Source organism: Paenibacillus sp. EB106-05-06-XG162 (assembly GCF_058791655.1).
The window spans coordinates 285334-302923 of record NZ_JBYTDT010000004.1; the positions used below are offsets into that span (position 1 = coordinate 285334).

14 protein-coding genes are annotated in these 17590 nt (G+C 47.4%); 6 read left to right on the forward strand and 8 right to left on the reverse strand.

From position 1 onward, the window contains the following. Positions 1-151: 151 nt before the first annotated feature. From AC3WU2_RS12520 to AC3WU2_RS12545, 6 genes are all read left to right on the forward strand, one after another. The gene (locus AC3WU2_RS12520; RefSeq protein WP_492454495.1) at positions 152-1525 is read left to right on the forward strand and encodes a response regulator transcription factor; all 1374 of its coding nucleotides are present in this window, start codon (positions 152-154) and stop codon (positions 1523-1525) included. Between the two features lie 41 nt (positions 1526-1566). Next, entirely contained in the window at positions 1567-3219 is a 1653-nt protein-coding gene (locus tag AC3WU2_RS12525) for a sensor histidine kinase (protein WP_492454497.1), read from the forward strand. A gap of 176 nt (positions 3220-3395) precedes the next feature. After that, entirely contained in the window at positions 3396-5057 is a 1662-nt protein-coding gene (locus AC3WU2_RS12530) for an extracellular solute-binding protein (protein ID WP_492454499.1), read from the forward strand. Positions 5058-5143: 86 nt separating this feature from the next. Then, positions 5144-6034 (forward strand): ABC transporter permease, encoded by an 891-nt coding sequence (locus AC3WU2_RS12535; protein ID WP_492454501.1) that lies wholly within the window; start codon positions 5144-5146, stop codon positions 6032-6034. Between the two features lie 19 nt (positions 6035-6053). Next, on the forward strand, positions 6054-6947 hold the full coding sequence (locus AC3WU2_RS12540) for a carbohydrate ABC transporter permease (protein ID WP_018755024.1): 894 nt from the start codon (positions 6054-6056) through the stop codon (positions 6945-6947). Between the two features lie 24 nt (positions 6948-6971). Beyond that, positions 6972-9047: a DUF5054 domain-containing protein gene (locus AC3WU2_RS12545; protein WP_492454504.1), complete on the forward strand. Its 2076-nt coding sequence runs from the start codon at positions 6972-6974 to the stop codon at positions 9045-9047. Between the two features lie 94 nt (positions 9048-9141). On the opposite strand, the gene AC3WU2_RS12550 is transcribed toward AC3WU2_RS12545, so the two are convergent. From AC3WU2_RS12550 to AC3WU2_RS12585, 8 genes are all read right to left on the reverse strand, one after another. Then, positions 9142-9741 (reverse strand): TetR/AcrR family transcriptional regulator, encoded by a 600-nt coding sequence (locus tag AC3WU2_RS12550; protein ID WP_492454506.1) that lies wholly within the window; start codon positions 9739-9741, stop codon positions 9142-9144. 43 nt (positions 9742-9784) lie between these two features. Continuing rightward, complete coding sequence (locus AC3WU2_RS12555) at positions 9785-10690, reverse strand: SDR family oxidoreductase (RefSeq protein ID WP_492454508.1); 906 nt, start codon at positions 10688-10690, stop codon at positions 9785-9787. A 179-nt stretch (positions 10691-10869) separates the two neighbouring features. Further along, positions 10870-11928 carry an ATP synthase beta subunit C-terminal domain-containing protein gene (locus tag AC3WU2_RS12560; protein ID WP_492454510.1) on the reverse strand — a complete coding sequence of 353 codons (1059 nt, stop codon included), beginning with the start codon at positions 11926-11928 and terminating at the stop codon, positions 10870-10872. A gap of 143 nt (positions 11929-12071) precedes the next feature. Next, a complete protein-coding gene (locus AC3WU2_RS12565; protein ID WP_492454729.1) occupies positions 12072-14003 on the reverse strand; it encodes a heavy metal translocating P-type ATPase in 1932 nt (643 codons plus the stop codon). A gap of 535 nt (positions 14004-14538) precedes the next feature. Continuing rightward, complete coding sequence (locus AC3WU2_RS12570; RefSeq protein WP_492454512.1) at positions 14539-14919, reverse strand: DUF2500 domain-containing protein; 381 nt, start codon at positions 14917-14919, stop codon at positions 14539-14541. A gap of 21 nt (positions 14920-14940) precedes the next feature. After that, complete coding sequence (locus AC3WU2_RS12575) at positions 14941-15456, reverse strand: AAA family ATPase (RefSeq protein WP_492454514.1); 516 nt, start codon at positions 15454-15456, stop codon at positions 14941-14943. Between the two features lie 190 nt (positions 15457-15646). Next, positions 15647-16852 carry a GTP-binding protein gene (locus AC3WU2_RS12580; protein WP_492454516.1) on the reverse strand — a complete coding sequence of 402 codons (1206 nt, stop codon included), beginning with the start codon at positions 16850-16852 and terminating at the stop codon, positions 15647-15649. Positions 16853-17000: 148 nt separating this feature from the next. Further along, positions 17001-17585, reverse strand: a complete 585-nt coding sequence (locus AC3WU2_RS12585) for a YdeI/OmpD-associated family protein (protein WP_492454518.1) — start codon at positions 17583-17585, stop codon at positions 17001-17003. Positions 17586-17590: the final 5 nt, after the last annotated feature.

A 17590-nucleotide genomic window follows, 5' to 3' on the forward strand; every position in this document is an offset into this window, starting at 1 on the left:
GGTAAGAAAGAGCTCAGACGATTGCCGTCTGAGCTTATTTGTCCTGCTTTTCTATTCCTACAAAGCGGGGATTCTTCTTTAAACCTCCCCAAATTATGTATATAATGATTTCACACTTCTGTATCGAAAAGAAATCGAGGCGGTGAACCATATGTTGAAAGCACTGATCGTAGATGACGAAAGGCTTGTTCGCAAAGGACTCATTTCCACAATGCCATGGGAAAAATACGAGATTCTTATTATCGGGGATGTGGGGAATGGCCGAGCCGCGCTCGAATTCATGGAACAGCATCCGATCGACTTATTGTTCGTTGATTTGACCATGCCCACAATGAGCGGTTTTGAACTGATGAAGGCCGTGCGTATCAAACATCCGAGGACTTGTTTTGTCGTCCTCACTTGCCATCAGGATTTTCATTATATCCAAGAGGCGATGCGCGCTGGAGCGATTGATTATGTCGTCAAAACGCAGCTGGACAAGGAAAGTATGGACGATATTCTATGTCGCATTGTTCAAAGAATCGAATTTGAGCAAGCGAATCAACTATCCAGCAGACCGCTTTCCCATCCCAATGCAGATGAAAGAACTCAAATGTTGATTGCCGCACGAAATCCACTCGCTATGAATCACGTGTATACCGATTTGCAGCGTGCAGGTGTTCATTCCATCACAGCCATGGGCGAAAATGTATGGTCGCTAACCTCTACGTTACAGGAATCGGTGATTCGGCAGTTCATTGCTGAGTCGAATGAGTTCGTTCTCCTGCAGGTGTACGACCATAAGCAGCCTTCTGTATCGGCTCTACGAAGATACCTGTTTTACGAATGCGAGCCGCATCGGAAAGTATACGACGTACTGCTGCCTGCGCCGCCGGAGGACAAGAAAACCGATAAGGACCAGATCATACTCGACGAAATGTGGTTCTCCTTTCATTGGCTTCATGAGGAGACAGCTTGGAACAACCTATGCGCTTCAATCGAACGGACCAAACCAGGCGCCCCCCAGTTGCAGGACATGCTGTGCGAATTGCTGCAGCTTTGGCGGGAGTTGTTCCCCATCGGTGAATTGGACGTGAACAGGACAGACCCGATTTCTATAGGAACCTGGCGGGAATTCAAGGCATGCATTAACGAAATACGCAGCCGGATTCGGAGCAGAATGAAGCAGCTTGATTATTTTGACGAGATTATCATTTCCGTCATGAAAGCGCTTCACATTATGAGGAAGCTGGAGGATTTACATGTCAATCGCGACATGATCGCGGCCAAAATCAATATGAGCAGCGGTTATTTCAGTGAATGCTTCAAAGAGATCACTGGGAAAACATTTGGTGAATATATGAAAGGTTTGCAAATCAACAAAGCGAAAACTTTGCTCGAGACAACTGCTTATCCGATTTACCGGATTGCCGAGTTGTCGGGCTATAAGGATGATAAATATTTCAGCAAAATCTTTCGCGAACGCGTTGGCACGGGTCCGATGGAATACCGGAAGGCATGTGAGAGGAGCGGATCGAATCTATGATTTTCACCTCCTTAAAATCTCGGCTGGTAGCCACCCTCTTGATGAGTACATTGATACCGCTCCTTCTGCTGGGGGCCATTTCTTATTTGGCCTTACAAAATGTGTTCCAGCAAAAAATCGAAAACGGTATTCAGAACACGCTGGCGCAAACACGTATCAACCTCGAAAATACGCTCAGCAATATGGAGTACGCATCCCTGCAGCTTTCACAGGAAGGAAGTGTCGGACAATCGCTGTCCAGACTGCTTGCGTCCCAAAGGGTATTCGAGCAGATGCAGTTAACGACAGAGATTCAGCGGAACATGAACCTGGTCAACTTTACAAATCCGTATTTGGGTGTGATCCTCTATTATTTTTCTGATCCGAAGGAAATCCGGTTTGAAAACAGAGATATTCGCACAGATTTTGCACTCGAAGCTCTCCCCTTGTTATCCCGAGTTAAGGGTGCGTCGTTTTACGGTCCCCACACAACAGCCTACAAACACAGCCGCAATAGCGTTTTTTCCATGACTAGACCTATCGATGTTCCCGGGATGAAGCCACAGTCGGTTTACGTTTATCTCGAAACAAATCTTCTCCTGTTCGAAAAAATCATTCATAAAAAACAATACGGTATGAACGCCTCGCATATTCTCTTGAATCAAAACGGAAAAGTCGCGTACAGCGACGACCCGAGCCAGTTCTCTCCTAACTCTGATTTTTCATTGCAGAATACCGCCGGCGCTTACCTGTTCCAAGAAAGCAGTGATCAAGGTTGGAGCATCGTCGTTGCGATTCAGAAACGTGATTTTGAAAAGGAGTTTCGATCCTGGCTTTTGAAATACGGAGGCATCAGTCTGGCTAGCCTTGTGATGAGTATAGCCCTTGCGCTGTTGGTGTGGCGAACGGTGTATCGGCCCATCCGTAAAATTTTGAAAGAAATCCGCCTGATGTCCAGCAGCAAATTTAATTCTCAGCTCAAACTGACGCATATCCGCGAATTCGACACCGTATTATTTGAGTTCGATCGGATGCGAGCAAATATCAAGGAGCTGTTCGCCGAAATTGAGCAAAAGGAACGGACGAAAGCACATTTGGAAGTAGAGAAGCTGCTGTATCAGATTAATCCGCATTTCATTCACAATACGTTAAATACAATTCAATGGATTGCACGTATGAACGGGCAGGATGAGATCGATCGGCTCGTCTCGATTTTCACCCGGGTCCTTCATTACAATCTCGGCAAGGAAGGCGCAGTCGTCACACTGAATGAAGAACTCGGCGCATTGAAGGATTATGTCGCTTTACAGCGCATTCGATACGATTACCAATTCGATGTCCGGTACGAGATTGACGAGGCGCTGCTTGTACAGACGATCCCACGGTTTATCCTGCAGCCGATTGTCGAGAATGCCTTGTACCACGGCCTTGGCGATGAAGCCGGAGTCATTGAAGTGACCGTTGCAGCCCAGGACGGCTATATGAATATTCAGGTGAAAGACAACGGGGCTGGAATGACCGAGGAGGAAGTATCGCGGCTGCTCTTGCATCGAAGCGAAACCAGAAAAGCCGGACTTGGCATCGGGCTGAATTATGTGGTGAGAATGATCCATGTCCATTACGGCGAAACAGGCCGTTTTCACATCGAAAGCCAAATCGGACAAGGCACAGCGATGATGCTTCAGCTTCCGATGACCTTGCGTGGGGACGGGTAACGTAGGAATTCGGTCGGCACAGGTAAGAAAACGGTCGCCGATCATACATATCGATGCAATCTTCGGATCGTTTTCACCCTGTCAATGACAGGATTCTCTCCCTGCTGGAACAAGCCGCATATTACAATCGAGGGGCAAGACGAATTAACTCTATTGGCAAAAAAGGGGGATATCAAATGAAGGTGAAATGGATCGCATTATGTCTCGTGATGTTCATGCTCCTCGCGACGGCTTGCAGCAGCGGCACCGAACCAAGCCCAGACACAAACCAGACCGAAGGAACAAAGGATCCAAAAAAGACGCCGGAAAGCGGTAAGGAAGATCCATTCGGCAAGTATGATGAGCCGATTACGCTCACCTTGGGAAAAGCGATAAGCACGAAAAGCACCAATCTGCCAAATGGGGATACCGTCGACAACAACGAATACTACCGGTTTATCGAGAAAAAGCTGAACGTCAAAGTAACGCATACATGGCAGACCGAGACGCAAGAAGCCTATCAGCAAAAGCTGTCCGTATCGATCGCAAGCCAGGATTTGCCCGATGCCTTCATTGTGAACGAGAAGCAGTTGAAGCAGCTGGTCGAGGCTGACCTAATTGCCGATCTTACAGACGTATACGAGAAATATGCGAGCCCGCAAATCAAAACATATTACGACTCTTACGGAGATCGGGTGTTGAAAAGAGCGACATTTGACGGGAAGCTCATGGCTTTCCCTGGTACGGAAATCGGCGGACAGCACAGCTTCACCTGGATTCGTCAGGACTGGCTCGACAAATTAGGGCTGCAGCCGCCCAAAACACTCGATGAGCTGATCGCGGTCGCCAAAGCGTTCACCGAAAAAGACCCAGATGGCAACGGAAAGAATGACACTTACGGATTTACGGGAATCCCTACCTTAGCAGGATGGAACACCGTTAGCGGATTCGATCCGATCTTCGGCGCACTGCATGCCTATAAAAGTCAATGGCTAAAAGATCAATCGGGCAACGCTGTCTACAGCTCCATCTTACCGGAAATGAAAACGGCCTTAGCCAAGCTTCATGAATTGTACGCTGCGGGCATCATCGACAAACAATTCCCGGTTCGCAAAGATTCAACCGAATTGATTGCTGCGAACAAGGTCGGCGTCGTGTTCGGCCCGTGGTGGACTTCGTATTGGCCGCTTCCGGATTCGGTCAAGAACGACCCGAAGGCCGAATGGAAACCGTTTACCGCTCCACTTGATGCAGACGGCAAGTTCAATACGTATGACCAGAACCCGACAGGATCGTTCCTGGTTGTGAACAAAGAATACGCACATCCGGAGGCAATCGCTAAAGTGCTGAATGTGGAATATCAGGGCATTCGCAAGCTGGATCCGGGATCCAAAGATATTTATAAAGGCTTGAATGTAGGTTGGGCCGTCTGGCCTTTTACTTTGCAGGTTGATTTTGAAGACGCCGCCTATAAGTCCCATCTGAACTTGAAGGAAGCGTGGGAAGCCAAAGATCCTTCCAAACTTAATGATGAGCTCAAAATGTGGTACGAAAACGTGAAGACAAATGCCGAAAATCCAAAAAAGGATTTAGCTGCATGGTCCGACGCTATGGCACGAATGGACGGATCGGCTGAAATTGATCCGAGCAAACTTACGATCATCCGCAACGTCTTCTTCGGGCAAACCAAAACAATGGAGCTCAAGTGGGCCATTCTCGAAAAAATGGAGAACGAAACGTTCCTGAAGATCATTCTCGGTGAAGAGCCTGTCGATAAATTCGATTCATTTGTCCAGGAATGGAAGAAGCTTGGAGGCGACCAAATTACCAAAGAAGTGGATGAAGCGTCCAAGAAATAACGGCAAGTTGATGTATTGAGCTCAAGGAAGGCGCCGAGGTGTTAAATACCTTGCGCCTTCACTACTTCTTGCGGGGGTGCGTGCCTATGAAGGACAAAAAAACGTTGTTTCATTATCATCTGATGTTGTCTCCCGGCATCTTATTGTTGTTCGTATTCAGCATCACTCCGATGCTCGGCATCGTTATGGCATTTCAAAATGTCATTCCGGGGAAAAAAATTTGGAAACAGGAATGGATCGGATGGGACAACTTTGCATTTATGCTGCAAATTCCAGACATCAAGCAAGTGGTACTTAATACGGTTCTGATCGCCTCGATGAAAATTGCCGCCGGCATCATCATACCGGTTGTCTTCGCGCTGCTACTGCATGAAGTTCAGGTTCGCTGGTTCAAGCGCACCGTGCAGACGATCGTATATTTGCCCCACTTTATGTCATGGGTTATTTTGGCCGGAATCATGGTCAATATTTTATCGCTCGACGGCATCGTCAATCAGATTGCCGGTTTGTTCGGCATGGAGCCGGTTATGTTTCTGGCCAGCAACACATGGTTTCGCCATATTGTTGTCTGGAGTGACATATGGAAAGAATTCGGCTTTGGCACGATCGTCTATCTGGCCGCATTGACCGGGATCAATCCATCCTTGTATGAAGCGGCGGAAATCGATGGAGCAAGCCGGCTGAAGAAACTCCAATACATTACACTTCCTGGTATTATGCCAACCATCATTTTGTTGACAACATTAAGTCTCGGCAATGTGCTCAACGCAGGCTTTGATCAAATCTTCAATCTGTACAACCCGCTTGTCTACTCGTCTGGAGACATCATCGATACGTATGTCTATCGCCTCGGTCTTGTCCAGATGCAATACGGTTTAGCTACTGCCGTTGGTTTGCTCAAATCGGTCGTAGCGATCCTACTGATTGCAATATCGTACCGATTGGCTTACAAATTCGCCAACTATCGGATTTTTTAAGCATGAAAGGAGGGTGACTATGGTCAGATCTCGAACATTATCCAGCCAGCTCGCTGATGGCATCATCTTGTTAGTATTGGTCATCATTGCACTAACTTCTCTTTATCCGTTGTGGTACACGATTGCTCTCTCTTTCAGTGATCAAGCCGCCGCGAATGCAGGCCAAGTGACAATATGGCCAAGTGGATTCAATTTGACGTCCTATCGGATTATTCTTGATGATGAGAAGTTTTTTCGGGCATTCGGGGTTTCTATCAAACGGGTTCTTATTGGAGGGGCCCTTAATTTTCTATTAACCGTCATTATGGCGTATCCTTTGTCGCGAAGTGCCAAACAGTTCCCCGGCCGAAACATTTACATGTGGCTTCTCGTATTCTGCATGTTGTTTTCCGGAGGCTTGATCCCCTTATATATCACCATAACAACGCTTGGGATGCAAAATACGATCTGGTCGCTCGTTCTTCCGGGAGCCGTACCGATCTTCAATGTGATTCTAATTATGAATTTCTTCCGCAGCTTACCGAAAGAATTGGACGAAGCGGCCGTTGTGGATGGTGCAGGGCCATGGTATTCGCTCTTGCGTATCTATATTCCACTTTCCGTTCCCGCGATGGCCACCGTTACACTGTTCAGCATCGTAGGGCATTGGAATTCTTTCTTCGATGGGTTAATCTATATGAGCAAGCCCCAAAATTATCCACTGCAGACATACATTCAACAATTGGTCGTGAATATTACGCCGGATCTGATGAAAGAGATGACGACAGAGCAGCTGATCGAATTGATGAAGGCATCGAATAAGACCTTGAACGCGGCCAAACTGATGGTCGCCATGATCCCGATTCTGCTCATTTATCCGTTCTTGCAGAGATATTTTGTGCATGGCATCGTATTGGGATCCGTTAAAGAATAATCGAACAATGAGGAGAGGGAAATCGTGGCAGCCTACAAAAGAGTTCATGTTATTTTCAAAACACATCTAGACATTGGTTTTACCGATTTGGCAAACCATGTGGTGAACCGGTATATGAACCTGTTTATTCCGCAGGCATTGGATTTGTCCGAGCGATTGGCTGAAGAAGAAGGAAATGCGAAATTCGTATGGACGACAGGTTCGTGGCTGATCCACGAATTCTTGCGCACGGCGCCGCCTAACGCTCGCAACCGTATGGAAGAAGCGATCCGTCAAGGCCGAATCGCTTGGCACGGACTGCCGTTTACGACACATACCGAATTGATGGACGCAAAGCTGTTTGAATTTGGCTTGTCCCTTTCCAGGGATCTTGATCGTCAGTTCGGTAAAGCAACGATCGCAGCGAAAATGACGGACGTTCCAGGCCATACCATTGGCATCGTTCCAATCTTGGCAAGAAACGGGATTAAATATTTGCATTTGGGCGTCAATCCGGCTTCCAAAAAGCCGCATGTTCCCGAGGTATTCGTGTGGCGCGCCGCCGACGGCTCGGAAATCATCGTCAATTATGCCGCTGATTATGGCAAGCCGTTAGAGATCGACGGACTGGAAGATGCTTTGTATTTTGCCCATACCGGCGATAACCATGGACCTTCCAGCATCGAAGCTGTGCGCGAATTGTTTGTTTACTTGCAGCATGAATATCCAGGTGCGGAAATTATAGCATCCACCTTAGATGCTTTTGCAGAGAAACTGCTCGCATTGAAAGATCGCCTACCGGTCATCCGCGAGGAAATTGGCGATTCATGGATTCACGGGGCCGCTTCCGACCCATGGAAGATCGCTCGGTACCGGGAGCTTCTGCGTTTAAGAGACAAATGGGTCTCTACTGGGGCTATAGATCCGAGCAGTGAACCGTACTCCTTATTTTGCAATCGATTAATGCTCATACCGGAGCATACCTGGGGTCTGGATGAGAAGGTGTATTTAGGCGATTACAGCGCTTATGCTGCAGCCGATTTCGCCACTGCCAGAGCAAACGATGCCGTCCAAGACGCGAATACGAATAAATTTGCTTATCTACAGCACATGGCAAAGTCAGACCGATCGTTCAGCTTGTTCGAAAGCTCGTGGCAAGAACAACGCGAATATATCGACCAGGCTTTATCCGCATTGCCTCAGGAGCTGATTAGTGAAGCGCTGGCTGCATTTGAACAACTGGCTCCTGAAGACAGCATCGTTTCGGATCCCAACGCAGAAAAGCTTGAATGGAGTACTTGTTATGAATTAGGTTGTTTTCACGCAGCCTTTGCTCCGGATGGATCGATTCATCAATTAGTCGACCGCAACGGAAAAGTATGGGCGAACGATGCTCACCGGCTAGGAGCCTATCGATACGAGGCCTTCGGCCAAGAAAATTACGACCGATTTTATAAAGAATATTCTAGAGATCTAAGACTGCATCACAGCTGGGCAGAACCCGATTTTGGCAAACCGGGCATGGAATATGCGGAACCGCGGCCGGAACATACAAGTTATCAGGGGGCGCCAAGGACGATTCGATTGGAGAAGCAAGCGGATCGCGATGTTGTACGGATCGAGCTAGCTATGGATGCGATCGTCTGTGAACAGTATGGCGCACCCCAAAAGCTAATCATGATCTATGCATTCCATAAGCAGGAGCCGCAAATCGATGTTGAACTGCACTGGATCGGGAAAACTGCCTGCCGACTGCCAGAAGCAAGCTGGCTCTCCTTCGTGCCGCTCGTAGATAACCCGAATATGTGGACAATGGATAAGCTGGGGCAGCTCCTCTCTCTATTAACCGTTGTGAAAGATGGGAATCGCAATATGCATGCCTTAGACTCCGGGCTGTATTACGAGGGTGCGGACGGAAGCTGCGTCATCCGAACGCTGGATGCGCCGCTCGTTTGCCCAGGTGAAGGACGGCTGCTTCAATTCGATAATATGTTTGCTCCTCTGAACGGCGGGTTTCACTTCAACCTGCACAATAACGTGTGGGGGACAAATTTCAGAATGTGGTTCGAAGACGATATGAAGTTCCGTTTTCAATTGGTATTGCAGTCGTTTGGCAAGTAGAAGGAAGCCAAATTTGATTACAGTTGTGAAAAAGCTCAGACGATTGCCGTCCGAGCTTCTTTATCCTACCTTCAGCATATAAGAGGCTATGGACTTATTTGGTCAAAATCCGCATGAAATGATCCACTTCTTGCACCCAATACCTTTCGGGTAAGTTCACATCCTGTAGCATAAGACCGGTCACGACAGAGAAATAAAGGAACAACAGCTGCTCCGGACTGCCCTCACGGAACTCCCCTGCCTGCTGTCCTCGCTGGAAGATCGGGACGAGCAGACGAATCGTATCTTCCGAAGAGTATTGCTTAAGAAGCTGCTGCGCTTGCTGCGGCACATCCTCGGAGGTTTGCGCTTGACGGAGCAGTAGGAAATACTGCTTATGATTTTCGTCGAGCATCTGGATGGTCAATGCTTTGATCTGTGCAAGCGGCGAACCCGGAAGCTGATGAAGCTGTTTGATCGCCGTTTGCGCCTCCTCAAGCGCATCTTGCACGAGCACGACAAAGAGCTCTTCCTTTGAGCTGAAATAGCGATAGGATAAACCTTGGCTAATGCCGGCTTCGGCTGCGATCATACTCATCTTCGTGCCGGCAATTCCCCGCTGCGCAAAAACTTTGAGCGCCGCCTTCTTAATCTGTTCCCTCCGCTCATCCAGAGGAGATTCGGGTTGATTTTCATCGCTTCGTTTCGTTGCCATATATGATAATCACCTTTCTTATTAATGCTATGAATTATAAATTCTACGAGTGATGTAGCTGTTCCCTGCTTACTTCCCACAATCGCTTAGCGGCTTCTTGATTCTGAGCAGGCTGAGCCGGCACGGTAACTGCCATATCAGTATAATAGCAACCGTTGTGACCGTTGATCTCATCCGTATCTGCGAGCCACACCAGCGTCTCAGCCCCTTTCTCCGGGGTGCGGGAAAATCTCTTCATCATCGCCATGGTCATCCGAGCCATCATGCCATTATTCTGGTTGAAATTCGTAGCAACGAGCCCAGGATCAAAACAATGCGCCGTTACTCCTGTACCTGCAAGCCGTCTAGCCAATTCCGCTGTGAACATGATGTTCGCCAGCTTCGTCTCAGCGTAGCGGAAGGTAGAACCGCCCATCAATCTTTGCGGAAAGCTGTAGAGGCGAATCGCGTTCAAATCGTCAAAAATGATGCCTTTCTTCGCCATCTTATGGCCATGGGATGCGGTCGTCACGATACGGGCAGGCCCACTTTCTTTTAGCCGATCAATGAGCAATGTCGTGAGCAGGAATGGGGCCAGATGATTGACCGCCCAAGTAATCTCGAAACCGTCGACCGTCATTTGATGCTTATCAAATAAAGCGCCTGCGTTATTGACCAGTACGTCAATTCTCGGACATTTCTCTAGGATTTCGCTGGCCGCTTCACGAACCGATTGCAGAGAAGCCATATCCGCGATAAAAATATCCACGGTCGTGCGACCTTTTGTTATGGCATGGATTTCATCCGCCAGATCCTTCGCCTTCGCCTCACTCCGTGCCACGATCCCAAGGTTAGCGCCGCGAGCTGCAAGCTCTTTCGCAGCTGCCAAGCCGATGCCGCTTGTTGCCCCCGTAATGACAACATACTTGCCTGCTACTGTCCACTTCTTGTTCTCATTGGATTTTATCACGTTTATCGATCTCCTTTGAATAGATTCGGCTTTTTATGAATGAACGATTCATTCATTTCTTAAGTATATCATATTCAAATTGTTAATCATTGTCAATTACTATTTTGCTTTTTGCGCCGCATACCAAAAGAACCACAACCCCCTCGGCTGTGGTTCTACATATCTTCAATTCCTATATTTTAAGCTCTAGCCTCTAACCGACCTCTGAAAAACAGCTCTGAAGGATCGACGGCATCCATCTCACCATCCACTATCCGGCGCACATCTTCTAGCGTGTCGTAGAGCGATAACCACTCGCCAGGTTTCTGCGTATAAGGTTCGGCGACAAAAAATGGCTGTGCAAGGAAAGATTCCAATCGCTCGCCACGCTTATACAATTGTGTATCGGCCTCTGATATTTTATCCAATCCATGTGCAGCGACGAGTGATCTTAATTCGCGGTAGCGGCGCAGCAATTTTCGTGCACGCTGCTGTGTTGTGAGATGAATCGCGTCCAAATGCGCACCTTCTAATACTGTAGAGGTGGAGGCAATTGGATCAATCGCCGGATAAATAGCACGAGAGATAAGGTCCGCATCGAACCGCCACAACGTATCCAGAGGTCCATAGGCATCTTGCTCATTCACAACCTCACAATTCATATCGACGAGTGCAATCGTGATCGGTCTAGCTCCAACTTCCTTAAGACTTTCACGGAGGGAGAACAATTCACCCGATAACACGGTACTTCGATCCACACCTAACACGACATCCTTCTCATCTCGAAGACTTACGATCCGCTCATAGATCTCTTCTCTTGTACTATGCTGGAACTCTGTGTGCGCAAGAATATGATTCATTCCTGGAGCATCTGAGCCTGGGTTCCAGAATACCGTTGCGAAGCCTCGTTTTCTCAATCGAAGCATAAATTCAGCCAACAATACGAGCTGCCCCATATTCGGATGCGCCACAAAACCAACCGTACCTCCGCGAACAACCGGTGCAAGCAAATCCAAAGCCTTAATCCCCGTCTCAATCATCCGTATCCCACTCCCTCGAATAATGAGTTCATCCAGACTACACCCTGCAAGTGTCGCAAGGGCTACTAACGTTCTCACTTCAGCCCGACCGATTGGAATTTTGCCTGTACATAAATTAGAGACGGTCGCAGCTCTTAAACCAGCTGTCCGTGCTGCAGTTGTTAGGTTCGGAACACGTCTTCGTAATAGCGGAACGTTAAGCTGTAAATCTTCATCCATTTTTTAACACCTCCTTACTCTATATAGTAATAGTAATTACTCCATAACGCAATATGTATTTTGAAATTTAAAATAAATAATAATCACGTAAAAAGGCTCATTCCAGCTGGAATGAGCCTTTTCTCATCTTCTTCGTATATGTCCTACCGTAGCAACCGAAGTCCATTCAGAATAACCAGAATTGTACTTCCTTCATGCCCTACGACACCCAGCGGAAGAGGAATGCCTGAGATAAAGTTCGTTGCGATTAAAGCTACGATGACCGTAATTGAGAATACGAGATTCTGCTTCACAATCCTACGTGATCGTCTGCCTAGAATAATCGCATCGCGCAGCTTGCTCAGGTCATCATTCATCAATACGAGATCAGCAGTTTCGAGGGCGACATCACTTCCCCCTGCGCCCATCGCGATGCCGACTGAAGCGGTCGCGAGTGCGGGTGCATCGTTCACACCATCACCGACCATGGCTACATAGTGGTGCGACTGCTTCAATTGCTTAATAATCGACAGCTTATCCTCAGGCAGCAAATCGGCGTACACCTGCTGGATTCCAGCCTGTCTGCCAATCGCTTCTGCGGTCTTCTGCTGATCCCCTGTTAACATGATGGTATGGATGCCAATGGCCTTAAGATCTCGAATCACACGCGACGTATCTGGGCGAATCTGATCTTGAAGTGCGATAATGCCTGCGATTCCCGATGGGTTCTGTAGCACGACGAGCGTCTTCCCTTCATTCTCCATCCGTTCGATATCAATCATGATATTTTCAGATAAATAATCGGATTCCATAAAAGCTGGTTTACCGACTTTCCATGCGATTCCGTTCCGGTTGGCTTGAAGACCAAAGCCTGTGATCGACTGAAAATCTGAAATGGAATGTCCTTGCAGCGCATCACTTCCAGCATGGTCAACAATGGCTTTCGCTATCGGGTGATTCGAGTAACTCTCGAGTGATGCCGCGATTTCTAGTACTTCCTGTGAAGTCAGACCTTGATATGAGACCACTTCCGCAACCACCGGATGACCGATCGTCAGTGTACCCGTTTTATCGAATGCAATCGCTTTGACACGGGACAAATTCTCAATATGTGCTCCACCTTTGAACAGAAGACCTTTACGTGCACTATTCGAAATCGCGGAGAGCATTGCAGGCATGATCGAAGCAGCTAATGCACAAGGAGAAGCGACGACGATAAAGACCATCGCGCGATATAACGCAGCACTCCAAGTATCCTGGAAGACAAGCGGCGGAACGACAATCAACAACAGCGTCGCGAGTATGATAATCCGTGCATACATCCGTTCGAATTTCTCTACGAAGATTTGCGACTTCGGCATTTCTTGCTGTGCTTCTTGAACCATGCGAATGATTTTGGAGAATAGGCTGGATTCACTGGTCTTCGTCACTTGGATGAAAATAACACCTTCGCCGTTCAATGTCCCTGCGAACACTTCATCGCCAACCATTTTATCTACTGGAATGCTCTCACCCGTAATAGAAGCTTGGTTAATGGAGGAACTCCCTTCGGTAACCATACCATCGGCTGGAACTCGCTCACCTGGTTTGACGAGCAGCACATCATCGATTTGCAATGCTTCAATGGACACGAGCACTTCCTGACCATTACGAATAACACGGGCATTCTCAGGTTTGAGGTCCATCAGTGCCGAGATATCTCTTGAGCTCTTGTTCATCGTGTAGGTCTCAAGGGCACCACTCAAGGCAAAGATGAAGATCAGCATCGCGCCCTCCGCCCAATATCCGATGGATGCAGCACCTAATGCGGCAACGATCATAAGCAGGTTCACATCGAGATCCTTCTCTTTCACAAGCGTCTCGAGACCTTCCTTCGCTTTCACGTAACCGCCAACGATAAATGCCGCTGAATATAAGATGATTGAGAAAATAGGCCAAAGATCAGTCACGAACCAGGCACCAAGCGCCATCGCACCACTCAGCAATGCGGCTGCACCCTCACCATATTTCGCTTTCCATTCCTCCCAGTGCGAGTTCACTGCTTTATTGTCTACCACTTGGTCCGCGAGATGAGACATTTCTACGGATTGATTCATCATGATTATCCCCTTTGTCATTGAGAATGAGATTCGTTGTTAATACCCTAAATAAGACGCATGCTGCTTCCCTGGGTAGGAAAGCAGCATGATTGAGAATGATATTCATTTTTACACTACGCAACAAAGTTTACTTCGTGAAACTTATTTATAATTATTATAATCTAGGTATCAGCAGATGTAAACAAAAAAAATCCCCAACAAATCGACATGACGATAAATCGTTCATGCCATCTGTTGGGGATATGTATTCTCACTGCATCGATGCGGTGACTAGGAAACCACGCTACGGCTCTTCTTGAAGCTCTGTCTCATCCGCTGATCATTCTTCATCGAAATGAACATACATACAGCGCCTAGAAGCAGCAAACATGATGATGTTATCGGAAGCAAATATTCCACGTCAACCACACCTCGCATTACTTTAGAATGATAATCATTATCATCATTATAACGGATTTGTAGTCGATTGCAACCCTTTTTTCATAAAAACTGAAATTCATTCTCAGTGAGAATACCATCATCGCTTAGACTTTTACAGCTTCCGTTCAAAATGTTTGAATCGGGTCCCTTGATAACGTACTTCTCCAACATCACCTTCAACAATTAGCCCATATTGCTCATTTCGGATTTGAAGCTCGAGCCTGGAACGATCCTCGAACTCAAAGGTAATGAAGTAATCTGTATTGGCGCTGAAATCACCGGATCCGCCCCAGACCTTGGAACGCTTCGCGACGACCTTGCATGGTCTTGTAACCAAATCTGAAGCATTATTCGATGACCACTTCCCTGCTGCACCAACCGCATTAACGATGAAATAAATAAATGCACCTATGAATCCCAATATTACAATTGTTTTTACGACTTGAACAAAAATAGACGGTCCACCAAACCCCAGTCCACCAAAAGGGTCCATTCAGACTCCCTCCTTTTATATCTAGCCAAGACCCGCCAAATCTACAATTCGGTTCACGACTTGGTCTGTCGTTATTTCATCTGTATCCATATATTGTTCGAATATCGAGGACGAGAGTCCTTCCATGCAACGTTCAATTTGCTTCGCAGGCCATGATTCTGGCCCATCACCTCGCTGTGCTAGACGCTGAAGCAATACTTCTCTCGACACACGGAGTGTAAAGTGCTCTACGATCACACCGTCTGCTCGCAATCTCCCGATAATCTCTTCATAATATTCGGGATTCACCAAAGTCATAGGAACGATGGTCAATCCAGAATACGATCGTTCCATTTTGGATAACATCGTATAATTAATTTCGCGCCACTCGGGATGATGCTGGAAATCATCCAGCTGAAGCTCCTCTGGCAAGCTTGCTCTAATGTAATACCCCGCATTCTCCGGATCATAGACGAATGAATTCGGAACCCTCTGATGAAGTGCATTCGCCGTCTCCGTCTTTCCTGCGCCAAATGCGCCATTAATCCAAACAATCACACTATTCCCTCCTTATATCACCCATCAATCCCTAATAATACCACTTATTACCTGGCATGAACATGAAAAAAGCCAATACGCTGCTCATAGAGCCCACATATTGGCTGATCCAATATTGATCTAGTTCGCTAATACTGTACGCCACAAAATCGTAATAATTACGATTTGAAAAGGTGAACAAACACTATCCTTACTCTTGCAGCAACGTGTCAACCGGCCAAGGCAGCGGATTCTCAAATTGCGCCCAGTCTTGCAATAACTCTACTTCATCAACTAGACAATGATCGAGCTGGTCTTCAATTTCCGCTTGATCCATCGCTATACCAATGAACACAACCTCATTCATCCGGTCCCCCCAAGTGGGATCCCATTTCTTCAATACATCGGGTTCCGTGCTTAGAATATATTCTTGATCAAGCTTCGGCAGCGACGCAACCCAATATCCTGCTGGACCAAATTGAATCGATGAGCTGGCTTGGCTTAGGTTGGCAGCGACATCGCCTTTGGCCGCGAGCCATACGATGCCTTTCGCCCGAACAACCTCTTCTGGCCATTCTGACATAAAATCAGCGAGCCGCTTAGGATGAAAAGGTCTTCTCCGACGATAGACGAAGCTGCTGATGCCGTACTCATCCGTCTCTGGTGTATGATGCTCCTTTTGGAGTTCTTGAATCCAGCCTGCGGACATACTGGCTTGTTCGAAATCGAATCGTCCTGTATTCAAAATCTCGCTCGGATCCACCTGACCGTTCACCGTCTGAATGATTTTAGCATTCGGCTGCAGCTTACGCAGCACGCCCACTAACGTCTTTAATCCTGCTTCATCGACAAGATCGCATTTGTTCAAGATTAAGATATCACAGGTCTCAATCTGATCAATGAGCAGATCCACGACGTCCCGATGGTCCCCTTCACCGACAGCCTGATCACGATCTAACAGCGTCTCACCCGAGGAGAAATCATGCCAGAATCGATTAGCATCCACAACGGTAACGAGACAGTCCAACTTCGCGAGCTCGGGAAGATTAATGCCCGACTCCGGGTCTTCGTAACTGAACGTCTGTGCGACAGGCACCGGTTCACTAATTCCGCTCGATTCAATGAGAATATAGTCGTATCTCCCATCCTTTGCAAGCCGTTCAACTTCAACCAAGAGATCATCCCGCAATGTGCAGCAGATACAGCCGTTCGATATCTCGACTAGCTTCTCATCTGTCCTCGATAGATTGGTGCCTGACTTCACGAGTTCGGCGTCGATATTGACCTCACTCATATCATTGACGATGACAGCAACCTTCAAGCCTAGTCGATTATTGAGCACATGATTGAGCACCGTCGTTTTACCGGAACCTAAATACCCGCTTAATACGGTAACCGGAATTCTATTTTTTGTCATAGTACACTCCTTATCACTTCTTAATAGTAATACTTACGATTAATGAATTCATTATATATCTATCACCTACCCAAAAGTCAAGAAAAAAGAAATAAATTATTGAACACAAAAAAAGCCCGCCAGAATCCTGGCCGACCTTATTCAATCCCTATGGATATATCTTCTCCCCAGCTTCCAGCATGGCAATGAACTGGTCCAACCGCTTCTTCCGCGTCTCCGGCTTCTTGGCGTTCTGCAACCGGAACGTGATCGCAAATCGGTTCGTACGGTTTAGCGTCTCGAAGAATGCCTTAGCCTTACTGTTCTGATCCAGAGCTGCCTCCAGATCCTCAGGCATCTGATTCTCGCTCTGCGGGGCGTATGCCGCATCCCATCGCCCATTAGCCTTCGCCTGTTCAATGGCTTGCAAGCCTGCAGGTTTCATTCGACCTTCCGCGATCAGACGTGTCACCTTATCTTTGTTGACCTGGGACCAGATACTCCGAGATGATCGAGGGCCGAATCGCTGAATGTAGAATTCTTCGTCATAACTCTCCTTTTGACTGTCGATCCACCCGTAACAGAGCGCACAATCCAATGCTTCGCTATACGTTGGCGTCGTTCGGGTCGCACCTTTCTTCGCAATCTGCAGTCGCACGCCAGTCGAGGTCGTATGATGATCTTCAAGCCATGCCGTCCATGCCTCTGGATCAGCCACATACAATAATGTGTACTCGTTTCCTTTGTTCGCCATCGTCT